This is a genomic window from Viridibacillus sp. NPDC093762, from assembly GCF_050279675.1.
In the GTDB taxonomy this organism is placed as follows: domain Bacteria; phylum Bacillota; class Bacilli; order Bacillales_A; family Planococcaceae; genus Viridibacillus.
Map to the genome: position 1 here is coordinate 26,189 of NZ_JBNNUK010000021.1, position 20,332 is coordinate 46,520.

Consider the following 20,332-nt stretch of genomic DNA (forward strand, 5'->3'; position numbering starts at 1 on the left):
CAAATATGAATACTTTGGAAATAATATAAAGATTGTTAATTTTTATATTAAACTTTGATTATAATGCTGGAATATTCTATTTTTTCTCACAATAAGAGCAGGTTAATTGAAGAGGATTACAACTACATAAATTTTGCGATACCTAACTATTTTTAAAAGGAATTTACATTAACTATTCCATTAACAGTGATTTAATGAAATAAAAAAAACAGATTGGAAGTAATCTGTTTTTAGAATTGATTAATATTCGATTTTTTTAAACAGCTTATTTATTTCTACAAATACACTTGAGATTTCCTCAATCTTTTCTTTTGAGAATTTAGAAAAAATTGCTGCAACTCTTTCTTCGCCTTTTTCAGTAAGAGAAACCCTTACAACTCTTCTATCATCTTTAATCCTTATTCTTTCTACATAATCTAAGTTTTCAAGTTTATCACACATATTCGTTGCTGCTCCAGGTGTTAGCATAAACGCTTCTGAGATTTCAGTAATTTTCATATGTTTGAATAATTTTAGTCTTAGTAATAAGAGGATTAAATTTTCTGAGAGGTTTTCGTCATGCGTAAGTACCTCCATAAATTTATTTGATTTATTTTGAATATCAAACATTTCCTCCATTAAATTCTTTATAGCATCTTCAAAAGATTTTCCCATCACAATCATCCCTTAGATAATTTTAGTTATTAAAATTTAAATTGTTTAAACAATTCAAGAGCTATATATATTATACAAGCTACAGTAAGAATTTGCTAATTTTTATCGATGACCTTTATCTAAAGTAACTCAAAATAAAAAGCCACATCTAGTTGATGTGGCTTAAATTATTACTCTTCTATACCGACAATTTCAGAGATATGTGCAATCGCAACCGTTGTAAAGTCATCTAAATCAAGGTATGCATAACTTTCTACAGTTTCACTTAAATAATTTTCATAAAACTCGTCGGGAGATTCATCAACAACATATGTATTCCCATTCCCCATAATGACCAGTGATTTCTTCATATCTCTTCCTCCTCGTAACATATTATTAATATCATATGCTAGTAAATAAGAGGTTCATGCCACATTAGGTAAGTTTTATTTAAAGTTTTAAGATATCCACGCTAAAATTCTCGACTTTCATATCAATATATATTTTGATGGATGAAAATACTATACATTTGTTTCCAACTCTATTTTAGTTATCTTTTTTGGTCCTCATAATATGTGCTATCCGCATATTTTTGATCAGTACCATTTAGGTATGCTAAAATTACTTTTGGATTTTTCAATAATCCCCAATCCCCGTAGGTATCAAATCTTCTACATGAAGTAATCATTCCATTTTTTATCGTTCCATACTTTTTATTATTTTTCTTTCCCCATTCTTTCAATCGCTTCGCAAAGTCTGCATCTTCAGCCATTAGCATTTTTTCATTAAATCCGTTGATAGCGTTAAAGTCTTTTCTATAACACCAAAAGATCCCTACTGATATTAATCCATACTTAAAGAGTAAGGGAATAATTAATAACATTGCAGAGACGATAATTCCTAAAGACATCCTCTCAAACTGCCCGTTCACGCCACCCCCAATGTATTTTCCTGATGCTAAATAATTGTCTACTTTCGATAACAGCCCCTCTGTCATCTGTGTATCGGCGTCAATGGTGATGATTATTTCACCTTGTGCTATTGCAGCACCTGCATTACGAATTTTAGCTAAGTTTTTATCATTATTTTCTAATGTAATACAATTATAAGACTTTGCCACTTCCTCCGTTTTGTCTGTACATCGATTTAATACAACAATGATTTCGATTTGATCTCCATAAACTTGTGATGCCTTTTTTATTGAATCCAAACATTTCCCTATATACTTTTCTTCATTATGTGCAGGGATTATTACGGAAAACTTTATTTTCTCGTTATGTTCCTCTTTTGATTTTTGATTTGCACTCGTCATATGTCATCTCCTTTAAGTGTTCGCTACTGGCTACCTCTTCAATAATGTATATGCTTAAAATCATGTTAGTATCGCTTTCAAATATAATCAATACAACAAACCTCCAATTTCTAATTACTTCCTGCTAGATATTTCGAAAAAATAACATAAGTAATTATTATGAATCTTCATAATTTTAATCACATTTCCTTATCGAATAATTTGAGATAAAATGGAAATACAACGATACAAGGAGGTTTTATAATGTCATTTGTATTTAAATCGATTGCTCATATTCAACTAGCTGCTCCTAAAGGTTCCGAAGACAAAGCGAAAAGATTTTTTGGTGATATTCTAGGCTTTCGAGAAATTGAAAAACCAGAACTGTTAAAAAAAAGAGGCGGTGTTTGGTTTGAATTTGCTCACTATCAAATTCATATTGGAATTGAAGAACCATTTACTCCCGCTAAAAAGGCACATCCAGCTTTTGAGGTAGAAAATATTGAAGATTTAAAATCCCATTTATCCAAAAATAATATTAAATTCATTATTGATGGAGATTTGCCAGGAGCCAATAGAATTTATATAAACGATCCATTTGGCAATCGAGTTGAAATTTTAGAGTGGCTTTGAAAAAAAATAGTCTAATTCTAGCTTTAATATACAAGAAGCAATCAAGACTATGTATGATAGAAGGCATAAAGATTAAGAGCCTGTATGGACCTTATTTAAAACAGGCTCTTTATTCATTTTATATGATTATTTTTGATTTACCCCATCTAATTGTTCGTGTTTAACAAACCATGTTTTAATTTCATCTACCATGTTTTCAAATGCAGCATTTTCAAAAGGCGAAGCAATATTAGAATGTTCAAGTAAATCTAGGAAAGATAGTTGTCCTCCTTGTTTACATAAATCCATGTACATACTCCATGCAGTCTCTTTATTTGTTTGAGCTTTCGTCCAAATTTGTAATGCACAAATTTGAGCTATTGCGTAATCTATATAGTAAAATGGAAATTTGAATAAATGAGTTTGCTGCTGCCACAAGCTTCCTCTTGCTAAATAAGGATGATTAAATGATGTTTTATACGGCATATACTTTTGGGCAATTTCAATCCATTTCTCTTTCCTTTCTTTAGAAGATATACTTGGATTTTCGTAGATAACATGTTGAAACTCATCAATACTTGCTCGGTAAGGCATTGCATATATTGCATCTTCTAAATGTGAATATCTATAGTTCTGAGCTTCATCTCCAAATATTCCCTCCACATATGGCCAAATCAAAAATTCCATTGCTATTGAACTTATTTCACAAGCTTCTTTAGTAGGTAATATATATTCTTGTATATTATTATTTTGATTAGAAACAGCCATTTGAAATGCATGCCCAAATTCATGTGCAAGCACTTTTACATCTTTACGCGAACCATTTAAGTTAGCAAAGATATATGGAGTCTTTTCATCACACAAAAAAGTAGAGTAAGCTCCTCGTGCTTTATTTTCTTTAACCGACAAATCCATCATTTTATTGTTCATCATAGTTGTGAAAACTTCTCCACACTGCTTTGAAAGCTGTTGGAATATTGTTTTAAATTTTTCTATAATACAGTTAATATCTCCACTTAAAATAGTGTCAACAGATTTAAATCGAACTTCTTCATCATAGTACTTTAGAGTATCTAATCCTAGTCTAATTCGTTGCTTTTCCCTTAACTCTTCGGATATAGGAACGAAATATCTTAAAATCATTTCTCTGAAGTTAGCTACATCATGTTGATTGTAACCAATTCTTGAAAGTCTTGCATACCCAAGTTCCACAAAAGAATGATAGCCTAGTTTTTTAGCAATGTCCGTTCTCACCTGAACTAAAGAGTTGAAAATCTCATCAATTCTCTCTTCATGTTGCTCCATTAGCTCATATTTCTTCTCAGTTGCTTCCTTTCTAATAGTCCTATCTTGAGAAGCTACAAATTTATCTAATTGAGAAAGATTTCTCTCCTCCCCTTTAAATTCTATTTTTGCATTTGCTAATAACTTCGTATATTCACTAATCAAATTATTTTCTAATGCTAAATCGGCAATAACCTCCGAACTAATGGTATTTATATTAAGTTCAGCAAGTGATAGCAATTGTTTTCCATATTTTTGAATAATTTGTCCTTTGAATGATGAATTAATTAAATGTTCATAATAACTCGCTGTAACCTTTTCATAGATTGGCCACTTTTTGTTGATGAACTGTTGTTCTTCCTGATATTTTATATCTGAAGAATTTAATAGACCTCTTACTTCTGCTATTGTTAGCATCGTTAACACATGATTTCTAATTGCATTGATCTTATCAATTATCTTAAATTGTTCTTTAAATGACTCTGCTCTAGCAAATCTTTCTAATAGATTCGATACCCTATCCTCAAATTCAACCATGTCTGGTCTTTTGTAAATAAGCTCATTAAAAATCATCATTCTCCTCCATCATCAGTTTATTCATATTCCATTTTATGGTATAATATGAACCCCGATAATTAAAGTCTTATTATTCAAAAAGTTTTATGTTATAATTACAATATAAGGAAATGGGTATTGTTAGAATACATTAAAAGGGCCGCTTACTCTTAAGCTGGCCCTTTTAATGTATTCTTTAAACTTCTTAATGATTAGAAATCGTTAGTTCAACTTTTTTAGGTCGAAATGCTACAAAAAACCAGCTAATATTAACAATTATTGCAGCTAAACAGATCGCTACAACGACAAAAATTTCAGGGACGATATTATGAACAAAACCTAAGACAATCACTGTTCCTATTGTAGCCGTAAATATTAGTATGTCGAAGCCACAAAGGATTGCCATTACGAATTTCATAGCTTTTATCCCTGCTACGAATAGGATTACAGGTAATAGATAGCAGAACAATATCATCACCATGCCGAACCAAATTTATTGGCATTCGGGCCCAAATTAGAGATAGGTGTAAGTGAATTTACGACTAGTAAAGAACAAAAAAGGATTGCAGAAATAAACGTCATTACAATAATGCCTTTTCTATTCACCATTAGTAATTTAACCACCTTTTTATAAAATATCGCTATTTAATAGGTAGATACATAACATCCTCATCATCATATACTTCTCCTGTAAGCAGAAAACCGAATTGTTCATACAAATGGCGTGCATTTATATTTTCTTTATGGACTGTTAAACGTATCTCCTTACAAATATCAAATCGATTTACTATCCACTGAACCATCTCATTTAATGCTGCTTTACCATACCCTCTACGTTGATATTTGTTATCCACTATAAAACCGTTTATCCAATACATATCCGTCGTATTTTCTTCATAAGCATGCATTATGAAGCCGACCATTTGCTCATTGTCATAAATGGCGAATGGTATGTATTCAACAGAATCTCCATCTGGTTTGATATATACTTTTGCAAGAGAGACTGCAACTGACGGCACAAAATTCGTCTGTCCATTTTTAACACTTAACCTCATTGCTTCTTCCCAATTTTCTCTAATTACAGGTTTTAATTGTATTTTCATATAAATCACCTCTACATCAATTAAATGCATGACTATATGGCATCTTCATCACCACTTATATCCATAATACATAAATTCAGTAATATAAATCCATATAAATTAGACAAATAAAAAAGCGCAGTAGTAAGACAACGCTTTATATAAACTCTATACCGCTTTAAATTAAAAATAAATTTAATTAAGCTAATCTATTTGCTCCATAACAACGCTCTTTTTGAAAACACCTATCAATGTAAGAATTAACCCGATTATAAAAAATGTTGGTAAGAGGAGCATCATCATACCGACACCAGCGAATCCATCACCAACAGCTATTGCTACAGACATGCTAATAAACCATCCTACAAATGGTGTGAAAATGAACATTGTAACTAATCCCCAAATAATATATTTCTTTTTTAAAGATTGATTTTTAGTGAAAGTCACTGAAAAATAAATCCCTAACAAAATGATAACTGCAGCAAAAAGGAACAATTATTAGCCCTCCCCTATTCAATAAAAGTGTGTATAAAAATGGATTTTTTCGAACTACAAAATATAGCAATATCAATATAATTACAAATACAAACCTTCGAAGTAAACTGACGTGATAGTTTGAGCAATTTCTTCGATAGTACTTTGATGTTCATTACGAACAATTTCCCAAAGATACATTTCATTTGTGAAAAACCACCCTTTTGCAACAAGCTCATGGTTTAGTTCAGCTCTTGCCAATCCATTTTGCTGTGCATAGGCGACGTCCTTTGATATTCGCTGAATGAACTTCATCCGAATTGCTTTCCATTTATCTGATATAACGGTTGAAATTCCAATAGCCTGTTCAAAAACTTGCATCATATTGCGTTCTGCCTCTGCCATTTTTAAAAAAGCATTTGTTTGTTTGTTTATAATATGTTTTGCTTCATCTTTTGATTTTGGAAAGAAAGAGGTTTCGGCAATTTCATAAAATTGCTCCATGATATTCTCCATTAATACAATTAAAAGATCCTCTTTTCCTTTAAAATGAACATATGCAGTTCCATAACCGATGTTTGCCTTTTTAATCATTTGAGAAATAACCGCAGCTTGAAAACCTTCTTCCAGGAAGATTTCCTTTGCAGCTTCTAATAACTTTTGACGTGTCATAATTGAGCGCAAATGTCGTTTATCCCCTACTTTGCCATTATTCATTCCTATTCCTCCCCTTATCTACTAGCATAAAGGAAATCTTTCAAAATAAAAAACATTTGTTGGAAAAAACATTCGAATGATTCAATATTAATAATTTTCAGAAATAACTTATTGACATTGTGTCATATTCTTTGGTACGATTTTTCTGGAATATTCAGGCAAACCAATTTAGGAGGATCATTATGGTTTCAAAATACACTTTGGATTACGCAAAACAACTGGATGAGAAAGATATCCTTAAAAGTTTTCGGGAAGAGTTTTATTTAAATCCAGATGCCATCTATATGGATGGAAACTCGTTGGGACTTCTTTCGAAAAGAGCTGAGCGTACTCTTTTAGAATCTTTAGAGGATTGGAAAAAATATGGCATTGACGGATGGACGCAAGGAAATCATCCATGGTTTTATATGGCAGAGCAATTGTCCGGGAAGATTGCACAATTAGTGGGTGCATCTCCCGAGGAAGTTATTGTAACCGGGTCTACAACTGTAAATCTGCATCAACTTGTAGCTACTTTTTATAAGCCGGCAGGAACACGCACAAAAATTTTAGCAGATGAACTAACTTTTCCGACTGATATTTATGCTCTTCAAAGTCAACTGTCTATACATGGATACGACCCGCAAACCAATCTCATTCGTGTGAAAAGTCGCGATGGCCGACTTCTTGATGAGGATGACATTATCAAAGCAATGACCGATGACATCGCTCTGATTATCTTGCCAACAGTGCTGTATCGCAGTGGTCAAATTTTGGATATGGAACGGTTAACTGCTGAAGCACATAAAAGAGGAATCATGATCGGATTTGATGGATGTCACTCTATTGGTGCAATCCCTCATTTATTCAGTGAATGGGATGTTGACTTTGCGTATTGGTGCAATTATAAACACTTAAATGGCGGTCCTGGAGCTGTTGGAGGCTTATATGTAAATCGAAAACATTTTGGAACGATGCCTGGATTGGCCGGATGGTTCGGGTCTAGAAAAGATAAACAATTCGATATGGAACATACATTAACACCAGCTGAATCTGCTGGCGCGTATCAAATCGGAACACCTCATGTTTTAAGTTGTGCACCCTTGATTGGGTCTTTAGATATTTTCATAGAAGCAGGAATCGAGAATATTCGAGAAAAATCTCTAAAAATCAATCAATATTTAATAGATTTAGTGGAATTCGAGTTGGACAATATGGGGTTTTTCATTGGAACGCCGAGAGAAGACATACGTCGCGGAGGTCATGTGAGCCTTGAGCATAAAGAAGCTGCACGCATTTGTAAGGCATTGAAAGAAAACGGTGTCATTCCGGATTTCCGAGCACCTAACATCATTCGTCTCGCTCCAGTTGCCCTATATACTTCCTACGCAGAAGTTTGGAAAGTGGTACAAATACTTAAGAATATCATGTCAGAAAAAACATATGAAAAATTCAAGAATGAACGAGAAGTGGTTGCATAACGTGGGATATTCACCAGAGGACAGTTTACAAATTTCTAAATCATGCTTCAATTCGGGATTCCTCGGTTACTATTTATACTTGTCGCCTATTTTGTTTTGAAAAGATGATATGCAAATCATTGTAGCGGAAGTATCTCTGGATGTGAAGAAAAAATAGTATGAGCGATTTATTTATGAAAAGTGAGGGAATTGCAGAATGAAGAGTAAGGATAACAATGAACATACACAAACTGGGCTAGAGAAAGAAATTCAAACCGATTTTCAAAAATCGATGTCTTACGGAGATTATCTCCACCTTGATAAGATTTTATCTAGTCAGCATAGACTTTCTGACCATCACGATGAAATGCTTTTCATCATTATCCATCAAGCGAGTGAGTTATGGATGAAGCTCATTTTACATGAGTTGGCAGCTGCTACTGAGTGTATACGCCAAAATAAGCTGGAACCCTCGTTTAAAATGTTGTCGCGCGTTTCGAGAATTCAACAGCAATTGATTCAGTCATGGAGTGTCCTTTCAACTTTGACACCTTCTGAATACATGGAATTTAGGGATAAACTAGGACAATCTTCTGGATTCCAATCTTATCAAAATCGTTTGATTGAATTTGCATTAGGAAATAAAAATATCCATATGCTATCAGTCTATCAACATCAAACAGATTTATCTGAGCAAATGATGCATGCCCTTCATGAGCCAAGTATTTATGACGCCGCGATTCATGCCCTTGTGGCGCGTGGATTACCTATTGACCAAGAAGCAATTGGCAGGGATGTTTCACAAAAATATGAACCAAATGCCAGTGTGGAGGAGGCATGGCTGACAGTTTACCGCGATGTCGAGCAATATTGGGACTTATATGAGTTGGCCGAGAAGTTAGTGGACATTGGTAATCAACAGCAATTATGGCGTTTTAATCATGTAAGTACAGTGGAAAGAATTATTGGTCATAAACAAGGAACTGGTGGATCATCAGGTGTTACGTATTTAAAAAAAGTACTGGACCAACAATTTTTTCCAGAGTTATGGAGTTTAAGAACAAAGCTATAAAAAATAAAGTAGGTTTTTCTTTTAAAAGCACGTCAAAGAAAATAATAGCCAAAAGAGATGGAGGTAAGATGCATGGGTATATGGATAGATATTTCACAACGTCTTGATGAAAACATTCCAGTATGGCCTGGAGATACACCATTCTCATACAAAGTCAATTGGAGTAAAGTAGAGAGTGGATCTGTCAATGTAGGTCAAATCAATATGAGTTTACACACTGGTACTCATATCGATGCACCTTTTCATTTTGATAACGATGGAAAAAGAGTAATTGATCTGGATCTCGATTTATATATAGGGGATGCAACAGTCATCCATTTACCGAACAGAACAAGTATTGGTGTCAATGAATTATCCAATCTAGATCTAAAAGGTGTGACGCGACTGTTAATCCGCACAGATGCATGGAAGGATCGAAGCGTGTTTCCACAAACTATTCCTCATATCCAACCAGAATTAGCGGCATATCTTTCAGAACTCGGTGTTCGTCTTATTGGGCTTGATTTGCCTTCAGTAGATCCACTTGATAGTAAAGAATTGTCTGCTCATCATGAACTTGCTGGTCATAGAATTCACATTTTAGAGGGGCTAGTATTAGACGATATTGGACCAGGTAATTATGAGTTGGCAGCCCTCCCACTTCCATTGGTTGAAGCAGATGGAAGTCCGGTACGTGCTGTATTGAAAAAGTTACCTTAAAAAGAAATATAAAAATTTATATATCAATAAAAAAACACATATTAGACATCGCTAATATGTGTTTTTCTTTATTATGGATTATTAGAAGGTGAGATTTATCAATTCCATTAACAATAATTCGGATGATCTGATTAAATCGAGTATCCAGCCTACTAGTTTATTCATCAACCAGATTCTACCAATCTAGTTGTACATAGCACTATTGTAAAAATGGCGTTTAATTATGAATTATTTCGGTTCAATTATGGCAAAGTAATTCTCTTCTACATCCGCAAAGTTAAACACTTTCCCATGAGGTAATTCAACAATTGCTCCGACTTTTACGCCTTTTTCCTGTAAAGTTTGATAGTCTTTTTCGAGGTCATTTGAATAAAGCAAAATAGATGGTGTACCTAAATGTAATTCCGGACTCATCTTAGCTATAAATTCTTTATCATGCAAAACAAAACTAGTCTCACTGTCTTCAGTAGGTGCAAGCTCTACCGATAATGGCTCGTTGCTTTTTTGTCGAACAACAAAGTTTAATTTATCTTCCCAAAAAGTTGCAACTGCCTCAACATCGTTTACATATAGCATTACTTGTCCAATTTTATTAATCATAACGCCACCTCCTATTTGATTAAATTAGTATAACATGATAAATACTGTTTTATATAGACTATCGCTTCCCTTTAACCACAGAAATCACTTATTCCAAACTTATTCAGATTCTTAGAAATCTTCTTCCAAAAACAATTTGTATTAATGTATTATTTCACCCATTTAAACTTATACTAGCAACAGAAGCTTTCCATTACATATTTTTCAAAGAATACATACTATCTACATAAAGAAGAACTGAAAAAAAGGAATATCCCGAAAGATATTCCTTTTTATTAGCTAATATTAAAGTTTAGTAACGTTAGCTGCTTGTGGTCCGCGGTTACCTTCAACTACTTCAAACTCAACTTTTTGACCTTCGTCAAGAGTTTTGAAGCCATCACCTTGGATAGCGCTGAAGTGTACGAATACGTCGTTTTCGCCTTCAACTTCGATAAAACCGAAGCCTTTTTCTGAGTTAAACCATTTTACTGTACCTTGTTTCATGTGAGAAAACCTCCAAAAAAATAAATGTAGACAATATGCAATCAATGACCGAAATCAAAAATTCACATATTCCATAAAGTACCGAACTACTGCCGATCACTTTATGGAATATGTGAATGCGAGTTGCGGTTAATCAATTTCAATTGTTAAGATAATTATAAGTACAGCTGGAAGTTTTGTCAATGAATGTTCATGATTTTTGGTAAATTTTCTTATATTTAAGGTTGATTTTTCTCATCTAACCAAATAATACCGTGATAAGTTTGGATATCTTCATCACAAGCTTCACAAAAACCAACTTCATCATCAGACCAAAATACCCAGAATCGTTCTTTTTTACTAGCGTCATGATCATACTTTTCTTTGAAATTTTGTAATGTATCAACCAAATATTGCTCTGCTTCCTCTTTTATTTCAAACGCATTTTCTTCAACAATATGTTCTTCCCAACCTTCAAATTGCCACCACGGCTCATAATCCGCTTTCATATAAATTATTTTATACATATTTTTCAAATCCTTTTATTTGTATTTTGAATTTTCTACAGAAACCTTTTTTTGTGCCTTTATTCCCTATTGTTAATATGCTAAAATTACTATGAAAATACAACATTTTAACATAGGGGGATTCGGATGTTTGCTACTATTAGACCCAAATTAGAAATGGCTCAGCTACTCCAAAGAGGAACTGATATCAATACAATTGGGAGATTTAAAGATACATTAGCATTTAATAATTTCCATAAAAGAGATGAAGAAAACTTAAAACAGCTGTATTCAAAATTAATGGAATGTACACCTTCCATGCGTGATATTTTCATAAAATACTTAGAAGAAATTTCTCCAGATAAACATAATCCAATTTCTGATCAATATATAGAAAAATACTTAAATGCATTCTTTTTACATCCTAGAGATGAAAAGTACGTAGATGACACTGTTCGTTTCTTCTACTTATTCAGACACCATAAATTTGAACCAGGTAAAACCATTGTTCTCTTCAATCAATTTGCTTTTTATGTGACTACACACATATTGTATAACTTTGGATACAAACCTGCCAAAGCATTCGACTTGATGCGTTCATTTCAAGGTGCAGTGAATATCGATCAAGAACTACTATTTGAGGTAGCGACAGAAAGAATGATTGAACACGCTGTAAGTGAAGTTTCAGCCTTAATGGATACGAACTCACAAATTATGTATATGAAAGACCTTGTATATAGTTTGGATCGTCAAAACGAAGAAATTCAATCATCCACGGCCGCAACAGAGCAGATTACTGCCTCAATTAGTGAAGTAGCTAGAACATCCGCCCGTATTTCTGAAAAAACAGCTGACTCTGTCGAATATGCAACAAATAGTAAAAACACCATTGACTTAGCATTAAATGAAATCTTCAAAACGGAAGAAACCTTCACATCGATTGTAGAATCATTCAGTGAATTACAAAAACGAGTCAATGATATAGAAAATGTAGTAACTTTAATAAAAGAGATTGCTGATCAAACAAACCTACTTGCTCTAAATGCTTCTATAGAAGCTGCACGTGCAGGTGAACACGGAAAGGGCTTTGCTGTTGTTGCTCAAGAAGTTCGTAAACTAGCTGAAAACACTGTATCAGCATTAGGAGAAGTCTCTTCAAACGTACAACATCTAAAAAGTTATTCAAGTAATGTAGCAACATCGATTTCTCAAACAACGACTATTATTAAAGAGGCTACAAATGAGGCAAAAGATTCCCTACCCCTTCTGTCCTCAATCGTTGAAGCAATTGAAGAGATTAATGTCGATGTAACAAATACAGCAGCAATATCAGAACAGCAGGCTGCAGCAATAGATGAAGTCTCTCATCGCATGGTGCAAATTTCTGATTTGCAAGATATTATTCGCGAATTAGGACAATCAACATCAGCTGGTATCCACCAACTAGGTGCGGAGATTAATCATTTCCGATTAAGTATAGTTGATAATAATAATGTTCAACTTTCAAGTAATGCCCTATTACAATTATCAAAAGCAGATCATATTCTTTGGAAATGGCGCGTCTATAATATGTTCTTAGGGCTAGAGAGAATCGAAGAAAGTGAAGTCTCTTCACATAGAGATTGCAGACTAGGAAAATGGTATACATCTGAAAAGGCCCGCGATAAATTCGGTCAAGAAAGAGCCTATATCGAGTTAGAATCACATCATCAAAAAGTTCATGAAGCTGCAAAACGAGCTGCTGTTTTCTATAACGCAGGTAAAATCGACGATGCTGAATTAGCATTAAAAGAGGTTGAAAGCTCATCTCAACAAGTACTCCATTATATTAATGAACTTATTGATAAATTGGAAAAAGAACGTTCAATAATTTAAAGGTAGATAAGCCGACGATATCGTAATGCCGGATTACCACCTCTAATTTTATTGGAGACAATTGAATGAAAAAGCGAGCGCATTTCGTATTTACTAGCAAAGTTCAAAAAACGGATATCGATTTTTCATTAGGCAAAAATGAACGTTAGCAAATTGAAGTTGATATCGAGGGAACTAACGAGCAAACAACCAATTTTTTTCATATGTACAACATGGTGTTGATCCACAATCGGAAAATAATAGTTTCCGTGTTGAATTACATAATGATTTAAAAGGGTATACTTCTATGGAGTCGGATATTGATTAAACCGACTCTTTTTTGTACGATAAAGTGAAACTTTCTTGTATCTATTTCGTACATAATATTAGGGTGTTTAAGGAGGAATTTAAAATGCTCAATTTCCGACACTTTCTAGCAAGATATGCAATCACAATCCCTTTTACTTTCTTCACGTGGTTTGTATTTCTATTTGGTTTTAAACTGAATTTTCTTGAATGTTCTGGCTTAGCTCTAATCACTTATTTTACAACAGCCTATATTGTCAAAAAAGTTCAAATAAGAAAGCAATTGAAAATGGTAGGCATAACTCGCTCAGAATATCGTCACATTAAAGAACAAATGATGTTAGCAGAAGCCCAAATTAAAAACTTAAATCGACACTACACTAAGGTACGCTCAATCTCGGCCTTTAAACAACTATTTGAAATGAATCGATTAGCAAAACGGATTTTCCAAATTGTACGGACAAACCCTAAGAAATTTTACCAAGCCGAAGATTTCTTTTATGCACATCTAGAATCAGCTGCTGAATTAACTGAGAAATATGCCCTACTCTCAACGCAACCGATTAAAGACATAGATGTTCATATTGCTCTTCAACAAACGCGCGATACATTAGAAGACTTAAATCATACAATGCAAGAGGATCTACGAGCGGTCTTAGCATCTGATATAGAAGAGTTAAAAATGGAACTCGATTTCGTTCAGATCTCAACTCAAAAAAACAAACCTTTGCTAGCTCGAAAGGAGAATTTATATGACAAATAATCCATCTTCACCCGAACCAGTTAAATCAATGGACGACCTACTTAGCAATCCGTTTGATATGCAACCAGAACTAGCGAAAGCACCATCTGCTTCCCCTGCTCCGGACATGCCAGTCAAACAAATTGACAGATTATCGGATGAGGATAAAAAGAAAGCGGAACAACTTGCTTCTCAAATTCCAGTTGGCAACTATGAATCCATTTTAACTTATGGCGCCAATGCTCAAAATGAACTTTCTCGCTTTTCTCATCAAATGCTTGACCATGTACAACGTAAAGATATTGGTCCAGTTGGTGATGTTTTAAAAGATTTAATGGATAAGCTATCTGAAATCGATCCTGAAGAACTTTCTCAAGATAAAAAGTCAGGTCTTCGCAAACTTTTTGGTAAAATAGCACGTCCAATCCAAGAAATGATGACAAAATATCAAAAACTTAGCACACAAATTGACCGCATCGGCATTCAATTAGAACATTCTAAACGTGGTTTAGTAGAAGATGTACAAATGCTTGATAAACTATATGAACAAAACAAAACATATTTCGAAGCATTGAATGTTTACATCGCTGCAGCTGAACTAAAACGCGACGAAATCACAGCCAAGCTATTACCAGAATTACGTCAAAAAGCAGAAATTGCTAACGACCAAATGCTTGTACAAGAAGTAAATGATTTGGCTCAATTCGTGGATCGTCTTGAAAAACGTATTTACGACTTACAACTATCTCGTCAAATTACAATTCAATCTGCGCCACAAATCCGGATGATTCAACAAACGAACCAGACGCTAGCAGAGAAAATTCAAGCTTCGATTATGACGGCTATCCCGTTATGGAAAAACCAGATTGCTATTGCTCTTACTTTAAACAATCAACGAAGAGCCGTAGAAGCACAAAAACAAGTTACAAAAACAACGAATGACCTGTTGCTTAAAAACTCTGAAATGCTCAAAGTAAATACCATTGAAACTGCTAAAGAAAACGAACGCGGTCTCATCGAAATCGATACTTTGAAAAAAACACAAGAGAACCTTCTTCAAACAATCGAAGAGACCCTACAAATCCAAGCAGATGGACGTCAAAAACGAAAAGCAGCTGAAATTGAAATTGCTCGTATGGAAGGCGAATTAAAACAACGTCTACTAGCTATTCATACACAACAACAAAATAATAATCGTCCGAATTATTAATTACAAAAAAAGATCAATTCAGTTAACTGAATTGATCTTTTTTTTATAATTATTTTTCCACCTATTAATATCGCTGTGTTACTTCGTTCCAGTAAAGCGAATTGTCATTTCTCCAATAACTATTATTAGAACGAAACTTATAAATGAAGCTGATTGTACAAAGCTACTTATCAAAACAATACTACCTTGTAAAAGCATCAATGCACGCAATAGCCTGTTGACAGCTATTTGTTGATTACTTACTGGGATTGGATAGAATGCATTCATCCTAACCCCCATAGGTGAAATGAACATATGTTTAATTTGATATATCGTTGCAAATGACAAGGCACTTACAATCATCGATACAACAAAAGGTACTTTTACAAAAGCTACTATAAAAGCTGAAATAATCGTTAACCTCAACCATAAATAGATGGACTCATCAGTTCTCATAAAAGTACGAACTATTAAATAAAGAGAAGTATTCTTTTGATCATAACGTATAAGCTTAGTCGCAAAATCTAGCCATACTCTTCGACTAATATTTTCTTTTAAAAAAGGTACATCTGTAAAATAACTCACAAATCGATAAAATCTAGCCATTCGAGCACTTTCGATTTTTGAAAAATAGTCATACGGAATAGGTTCTAATATAGCTTTCTTTCTATACTGTTTCTCATATACTAGTAATATGACAATAATAATAGAAAAGAGGATGATTTCACCCTCGATTGCTAGCTTCAAAACCATAATTGAAAGAGACAACTGAAGTAAACGATCAATAAAGTGATGTTTCCCCTGCTTCTTTCTATGATTTGAAAATTCAATTTGAACATTTAAATATTTTAAAATTAATATTGCACATAATCCCATTGAGATTTTCCATAATGATGGACTTTCTACTTTTAGTAAAAGAGGAATTGCAGCACAATATATAACTAATACACTAAAAATTTGCGACCAGTATGTCCATATTAGCGCTTTTCTAAAATAGCTACCCATTCCAGACTCTAACTGTAAAAAAAAGACCTGGTCAGGTTCACGAATTAATGTTGTCGGACTACTAAATGACAACAATATCCCACAAATAGTAGATACTAGCCACTCAGAAGGGAACTCATACGGAACCACCTGTAACCATTTCATATAATAACCAACAGCAAAGCTTCCAGCAATAATTAATGCTATATAACTTGTAGCAAAAACAAAACGTAGGTATTTAAAAAGTTCTTTCAAATATTGTTGGAATCTCTTGCCCCAAATCCCTTCTAGATTCTTCATTATATTCTCCTACTTATCAAATGACTTCTTAATTTATGTTATCTAGTAATTCTTGATTATTTTTATTTTTGTTATAACTCTACCTTAACTTCAGAAAACTGTTCTTCTGAAATAACTTGTAATCCATGTCTTTTTAGTAAAGCAGTCGTAACACCGTTTCCAACAATTTTTTCATTTTCAAATTGCCCATTATAAATCATTGAACTACCACATGATGGGCTATATTCTTTGAGGACAATCATAGTTGCATTTAGCTCCTGTACCTTTATAAGTGTAGCAACAGCACCTTTTATGTATAACTCCGTAACATCTCTACCTGATTTTTCAATTACTTTAGCCTTCCCGTCCAGTACATCTTCCCCATTGCCCCCTATTATTTCCGCAGGTTCTCTGGGTGTTGAGAAACCCCCTAACAGTTCAGGACACACAGTTACAGCCTTTTTTTCTTCAATTAGTTTATGAATTTTATGATCTAAACTATGTGTACTGTTATATCTTACCTTTAACCCTGCCAAACATGAACTTACTACTATCAACGCTATCACCTCTATATAATAGTATATTAAACTTTTTCATTCCAAACTATCTTGATATACTTTTCACTATACTTGATACTTGGCAGTTAAAAATCGCTTTACACCCATATTTTCTTAGTAATTCAATCATTTCTGCAATTTAAGAAACGCTATGAAAATTATATAAATATAGTATTATCGAGAAAAAACACCTCTTAAATAGAATCCTAATTACTTAGAGATGTTAATGTGTATTACGATTTTCTCACTTTAATTAAACTGACAACATTTATCTAACTCCTGTTAATAAATATATAATTTCATTTTAGTCATACTCACTAAAGAACTTCTTTTTTACATCAAACCATTCATCTGTAATAATACTAAAATATACATCATCTCTTTGCTTTCCAAACTGATCTATATAATTACTTCGAAAAATCCCTTCTTGTTTAGCACCTAACTTTATAATAGCGTTTTGAGATTTTTTATTATCAATATCTGCACTAAATTGAACTCGGTTAAATTTCATTTGTTCAAATACATAACGTAGTAATTCATATTTACAAGCTTTGTTGTGTCCTGTTCCTTGAAACTTTGTACCATACCAAGTCCAACCAATTTCCAAACGTTTATTATGAAAATTTATATTTCCTAATCTTGTACTACCTATTACACTTTCGCTTTCTTTATCAATAACAATAAATGGATATGCTTTTCCTTCTAACTTTTCTAATATAGTTGAATCTATATATTTATCTAATTCATGTTCATCGCGGATAGAAAGACCCATATATCTCCATATACGCTCATCAAAAACAATTTTCTTTAGTGATTCTTTATATTTTAAAGAAAATGGAACCAGCAATACTCTCTCATTTTCTAACGTAATATCACTTTGAAAAAAGTCATTCATCATCAATACACATCCTCATGTTTATTTAATTACCTAAACACCTCTTCATTGATATTAAGTTATATTACCCCTTAACCGTCTTTACGGTGTTACTATTTCTAACGGTAATCCATACAATTTTTGAATTAGTATACATGCACCATTTTATTCTCGCTCGAATCAACACCCTACTAAACATATACGTGCTTTCATTGAAAATCAAAATATTACTTATTCAATTCTTCTCTTAGTGCATCTATTCCTTCAATTACTCTTTTTACATTTTCATCATTATTTAATTCGTTCCTTGCACAAAGCAAAACAGGTCTAACTGATTCCACCGAACGACCATACACATTCATCCATTCGTAGCGAGGAACCATCCAAGTGTGAAAGTGATGGGTAGTATCTTCATTGTAAAAGTAATAAACATGTTCTATTCCCAGTACCTCTCTTTGTGCTTTTCTAATCTTAGATAATAAGATTATGTAATCAATCATTTCTTCTTCATTTAATTCATCCAAACATTTAATATGTCGTTTCGATGCTAAAATAACTAACCCCTTTATCGGATATGCAACGTCTTGATGCGCGTGAAAATACTCTGTTTCAACTATTACACCACCATCAATTTCAATTAGACTATTTGTTATTGCACAACTCAAGCATTCAACGGCAACTGTTTTTCCATTAGATAAAGTGATTTCCCTCATAATTCCTCCTAAAAACATAAATATTAAAGCTAATAATTAGTTTACAACAATACAGGAAATTATATCCATTAACAGGACTGTAAAAATACCGTATCCTAATCATTTAGATTAGGTAATAATTGCGTTAAGATTATACAAGTATTATTACTTTCACTATGTTAATTACATGTACTTTCATCACTTCTTCTTATAGACATTATTCTATTCTGAAATCCCTCACTAATAGATTAATCTTTATTTTAGCTGTTGAAAAAGGAGCCTTATAGGCTCCTTTCTTAAGAAACTACTTAATATAGGAAATGAAGTTGTACCAATAACTATTTTATAAAGTAAGTTAAATATTGACCAAACTTCCCATTGAAAATAGTCAAATTATCGAACTTCATTTCAACTCATCAGTACATTTAACTCTTTTTTATCCACTTTCGATACTGCAGAGCAACCAGCATTCCTAGCATTGGCATCAATAATACATATGAACCTATAAATAGCCATGTACCTATTTGCTGAAACGGACTATTTGAAAAGGTCATGATCACCCAAAATAACATAGCTATAAGTGCAACAAAAATAGTGGAAATATTAACTGGTCTAGCTAATCGTGCAACTTTATCAATATTCGATTCAGCATCAGTGTAAATTGGTTTTGTTTTAGGTGTAGCTTTGAAAATATGCATTTCATAACTTGAACATACATGTGTCCAACCGGCTGTAGAAAATAATTCAAAATATTCATCCTCTTCACCTTTTTCTAACTTACGATAATCAATACTATACTGTACATCCTCTGGGTCCTTTTTTTCTAAGTTGTAACCAAGTGTTGCAAAACTACTTAAATGCCATCCTTTTTGTGCATTCTTCTGTAACTTTTGCATATCCTTTTGCTCGGAAAATGCTAATCCCCCAGACATCATATATTTCATATTCGTCATACTTAGTCCCCCTTTGTAAGTTCTTTTTCCGCTAACATAATCATTATTTTGCGGCGTTCAATATCTTCTTTTAAAACGGTTCTCCCTTTTTCCGTAAGTACATATACCTTACGGCGAGAATCTGATGCGTCATGTAGCACTATCAATTCTTCGGCCAATAACTTTTTAATAATCGTATATAAAGTAGCAGGTCCAATGACAAATGCACCTTTCGTTGTTTCCTCCACTAAGCTCATCACTGCATAGCCATGCTTTGGTTTTGCCAATGCTGCCATAATATAAAAAACTGGATCTGTTAATTGTTCAAGTGACTTCAACTTAGCAACCTCCTAATGTATCACTTAATGATATATCTAAAAGTAGTATATCATTAAGTGATACAAAAAAGCAACCTCAGGATGAGATCGCTTTTTAAATGGTTATTTATTCCAAAATACATTTTTCGCTTCTTGAAGTAATAACTTTATCACATA

General features: G+C 33.2%; 23 protein-coding genes and 1 pseudogene. 7 read left to right on the forward strand and 17 right to left on the reverse strand.

All coding sequences use genetic code 11. The annotated features are described in order from the left end of the window. Nucleotides 1–240 precede the first annotated feature (240 nt). The 3 genes from ACQKM9_RS18620 to ACQKM9_RS18630 all read right to left on the reverse strand — a co-directional run bounded on the left by ACQKM9_RS18620 (nucleotide 241) and on the right by ACQKM9_RS18630 (nucleotide 1,945). Nucleotides 241–654, reverse strand: a complete 414-nt coding sequence (locus tag ACQKM9_RS18620) for a MarR family winged helix-turn-helix transcriptional regulator (protein ID WP_427735884.1) — start codon at nucleotides 652–654, stop codon at nucleotides 241–243. A 170-nt stretch (nucleotides 655–824) separates the two neighbouring features. Beyond that, a complete protein-coding gene (locus tag ACQKM9_RS18625) occupies nucleotides 825–1,004 on the reverse strand; it encodes a hypothetical protein (RefSeq protein ID WP_038189333.1) in 180 nt (59 codons plus the stop codon). Nucleotides 1,005–1,183: 179 nt separating this feature from the next. Beyond that, entirely contained in the window at nucleotides 1,184–1,945 is a 762-nt protein-coding gene (locus ACQKM9_RS18630) for a glycosyltransferase (protein WP_427735885.1), read from the reverse strand. Between the two features lie 243 nt (nucleotides 1,946–2,188). Here ACQKM9_RS18630 and ACQKM9_RS18635 point away from each other — a divergent pair, with 243 nt between their 5' ends. Further along, nucleotides 2,189–2,557 carry a VOC family protein gene (locus tag ACQKM9_RS18635; protein ID WP_427735886.1) on the forward strand — a complete coding sequence of 123 codons (369 nt, stop codon included), beginning with the start codon at nucleotides 2,189–2,191 and terminating at the stop codon, nucleotides 2,555–2,557. Nucleotides 2,558–2,683: 126 nt separating this feature from the next. Here the strand turns inward: ACQKM9_RS18635 and ACQKM9_RS18640 are convergent, their stop codons facing one another. The 5 genes and pseudogenes from ACQKM9_RS18640 to ACQKM9_RS18660 form a co-directional block, all read right to left on the reverse strand. Next, a complete protein-coding gene (locus ACQKM9_RS18640; protein WP_427735887.1) occupies nucleotides 2,684–4,393 on the reverse strand; it encodes a M3 family oligoendopeptidase in 1,710 nt (569 codons plus the stop codon). Nucleotides 4,394–4,580: 187 nt separating this feature from the next. Continuing rightward, a pseudogene (locus tag ACQKM9_RS18645) lies at nucleotides 4,581–4,984 on the reverse strand (DUF5391 family protein). A 32-nt stretch (nucleotides 4,985–5,016) separates the two neighbouring features. Further along, a complete protein-coding gene (locus ACQKM9_RS18650; RefSeq protein ID WP_427735915.1) occupies nucleotides 5,017–5,478 on the reverse strand; it encodes a GNAT family N-acetyltransferase in 462 nt (153 codons plus the stop codon). A 183-nt stretch (nucleotides 5,479–5,661) separates the two neighbouring features. Further along, nucleotides 5,662–5,952 carry a hypothetical protein gene (locus ACQKM9_RS18655; RefSeq protein WP_427735888.1) on the reverse strand — a complete coding sequence of 97 codons (291 nt, stop codon included), beginning with the start codon at nucleotides 5,950–5,952 and terminating at the stop codon, nucleotides 5,662–5,664. An 81-nt stretch (nucleotides 5,953–6,033) separates the two neighbouring features. After that, the gene (locus tag ACQKM9_RS18660; RefSeq protein WP_427735889.1) at nucleotides 6,034–6,648 is read right to left on the reverse strand and encodes a TetR/AcrR family transcriptional regulator; all 615 of its coding nucleotides are present in this window, start codon (nucleotides 6,646–6,648) and stop codon (nucleotides 6,034–6,036) included. Between the two features lie 182 nt (nucleotides 6,649–6,830). Here ACQKM9_RS18660 and kynU point away from each other — a divergent pair, with 182 nt between their 5' ends. The 3 genes from kynU (at nucleotide 6,831) to kynB (ending at nucleotide 9,858) form a co-directional block, all read left to right on the forward strand. Continuing rightward, nucleotides 6,831–8,108 (forward strand): kynureninase, encoded by a 1,278-nt coding sequence (gene kynU / locus ACQKM9_RS18665; protein WP_427735890.1) that lies wholly within the window; start codon nucleotides 6,831–6,833, stop codon nucleotides 8,106–8,108. Between the two features lie 196 nt (nucleotides 8,109–8,304). Continuing rightward, nucleotides 8,305–9,159 carry a tryptophan 2,3-dioxygenase gene (gene kynA, locus ACQKM9_RS18670; RefSeq protein WP_427735891.1) on the forward strand — a complete coding sequence of 285 codons (855 nt, stop codon included), beginning with the start codon at nucleotides 8,305–8,307 and terminating at the stop codon, nucleotides 9,157–9,159. A 72-nt stretch (nucleotides 9,160–9,231) separates the two neighbouring features. After that, the gene (kynB, locus tag ACQKM9_RS18675) at nucleotides 9,232–9,858 is read left to right on the forward strand and encodes an arylformamidase (RefSeq protein ID WP_427735892.1); all 627 of its coding nucleotides are present in this window, start codon (nucleotides 9,232–9,234) and stop codon (nucleotides 9,856–9,858) included. A 228-nt stretch (nucleotides 9,859–10,086) separates the two neighbouring features. Here the strand turns inward: kynB and ACQKM9_RS18680 are convergent, their stop codons facing one another. The 3 genes from ACQKM9_RS18680 to ACQKM9_RS18690 form a co-directional block, all read right to left on the reverse strand. After that, a complete protein-coding gene (locus ACQKM9_RS18680) occupies nucleotides 10,087–10,458 on the reverse strand; it encodes a VOC family protein (RefSeq protein ID WP_427735893.1) in 372 nt (123 codons plus the stop codon). Between the two features lie 285 nt (nucleotides 10,459–10,743). Continuing rightward, on the reverse strand, nucleotides 10,744–10,944 hold the full coding sequence (locus ACQKM9_RS18685; RefSeq protein WP_038189357.1) for a cold-shock protein: 201 nt from the start codon (nucleotides 10,942–10,944) through the stop codon (nucleotides 10,744–10,746). Between the two features lie 218 nt (nucleotides 10,945–11,162). Next, nucleotides 11,163–11,450 (reverse strand): DUF1033 family protein, encoded by a 288-nt coding sequence (locus ACQKM9_RS18690; protein WP_427735894.1) that lies wholly within the window; start codon nucleotides 11,448–11,450, stop codon nucleotides 11,163–11,165. Between the two features lie 126 nt (nucleotides 11,451–11,576). Between ACQKM9_RS18690 and ACQKM9_RS18695 the strand changes: the two genes are divergently transcribed. The 3 genes from ACQKM9_RS18695 to ACQKM9_RS18705 all read left to right on the forward strand — a co-directional run bounded on the left by ACQKM9_RS18695 (nucleotide 11,577) and on the right by ACQKM9_RS18705 (nucleotide 15,541). Next, nucleotides 11,577–13,304, forward strand: a complete 1,728-nt coding sequence (locus tag ACQKM9_RS18695; RefSeq protein WP_427735895.1) for a methyl-accepting chemotaxis protein — start codon at nucleotides 11,577–11,579, stop codon at nucleotides 13,302–13,304. A gap of 391 nt (nucleotides 13,305–13,695) precedes the next feature. Next, nucleotides 13,696–14,352, forward strand: coding sequence for a 5-bromo-4-chloroindolyl phosphate hydrolysis family protein (locus ACQKM9_RS18700; protein ID WP_427735897.1), 657 nt, complete (start codon nucleotides 13,696–13,698; stop codon nucleotides 14,350–14,352). Continuing rightward, the gene (locus ACQKM9_RS18705) at nucleotides 14,342–15,541 is read left to right on the forward strand and encodes a toxic anion resistance protein (protein ID WP_427735898.1); all 1,200 of its coding nucleotides are present in this window, start codon (nucleotides 14,342–14,344) and stop codon (nucleotides 15,539–15,541) included. Before ACQKM9_RS18700 ends, ACQKM9_RS18705 begins: the two co-directional genes overlap by 11 nt. Nucleotides 15,542–15,619: 78 nt before the next feature. Here the strand turns inward: ACQKM9_RS18705 and ACQKM9_RS18710 are convergent, their stop codons facing one another. From ACQKM9_RS18710 to ACQKM9_RS18735, 6 genes are all read right to left on the reverse strand, one after another. Next, nucleotides 15,620–16,804: an ABC transporter permease gene (locus ACQKM9_RS18710; protein WP_427735900.1), complete on the reverse strand. Its 1,185-nt coding sequence runs from the start codon at nucleotides 16,802–16,804 to the stop codon at nucleotides 15,620–15,622. Nucleotides 16,805–16,875: 71 nt separating this feature from the next. Continuing rightward, on the reverse strand, nucleotides 16,876–17,340 hold the full coding sequence (locus ACQKM9_RS18715) for a DUF523 domain-containing protein (RefSeq protein WP_427735916.1): 465 nt from the start codon (nucleotides 17,338–17,340) through the stop codon (nucleotides 16,876–16,878). 304 nt (nucleotides 17,341–17,644) lie between these two features. Further along, nucleotides 17,645–18,238, reverse strand: a complete 594-nt coding sequence (locus ACQKM9_RS18720) for a GNAT family N-acetyltransferase (RefSeq protein WP_427735901.1) — start codon at nucleotides 18,236–18,238, stop codon at nucleotides 17,645–17,647. A gap of 203 nt (nucleotides 18,239–18,441) precedes the next feature. Next, nucleotides 18,442–18,927, reverse strand: coding sequence for an HIT family protein (locus ACQKM9_RS18725; RefSeq protein ID WP_427735902.1), 486 nt, complete (start codon nucleotides 18,925–18,927; stop codon nucleotides 18,442–18,444). 404 nt (nucleotides 18,928–19,331) lie between these two features. Further along, the gene (locus ACQKM9_RS18730; RefSeq protein ID WP_427735903.1) at nucleotides 19,332–19,859 is read right to left on the reverse strand and encodes a DUF2812 domain-containing protein; all 528 of its coding nucleotides are present in this window, start codon (nucleotides 19,857–19,859) and stop codon (nucleotides 19,332–19,334) included. Nucleotides 19,860–19,861: 2 nt separating this feature from the next. Beyond that, entirely contained in the window at nucleotides 19,862–20,176 is a 315-nt protein-coding gene (locus ACQKM9_RS18735; protein WP_427735904.1) for a PadR family transcriptional regulator, read from the reverse strand. Nucleotides 20,177–20,332: the final 156 nt, after the last annotated feature.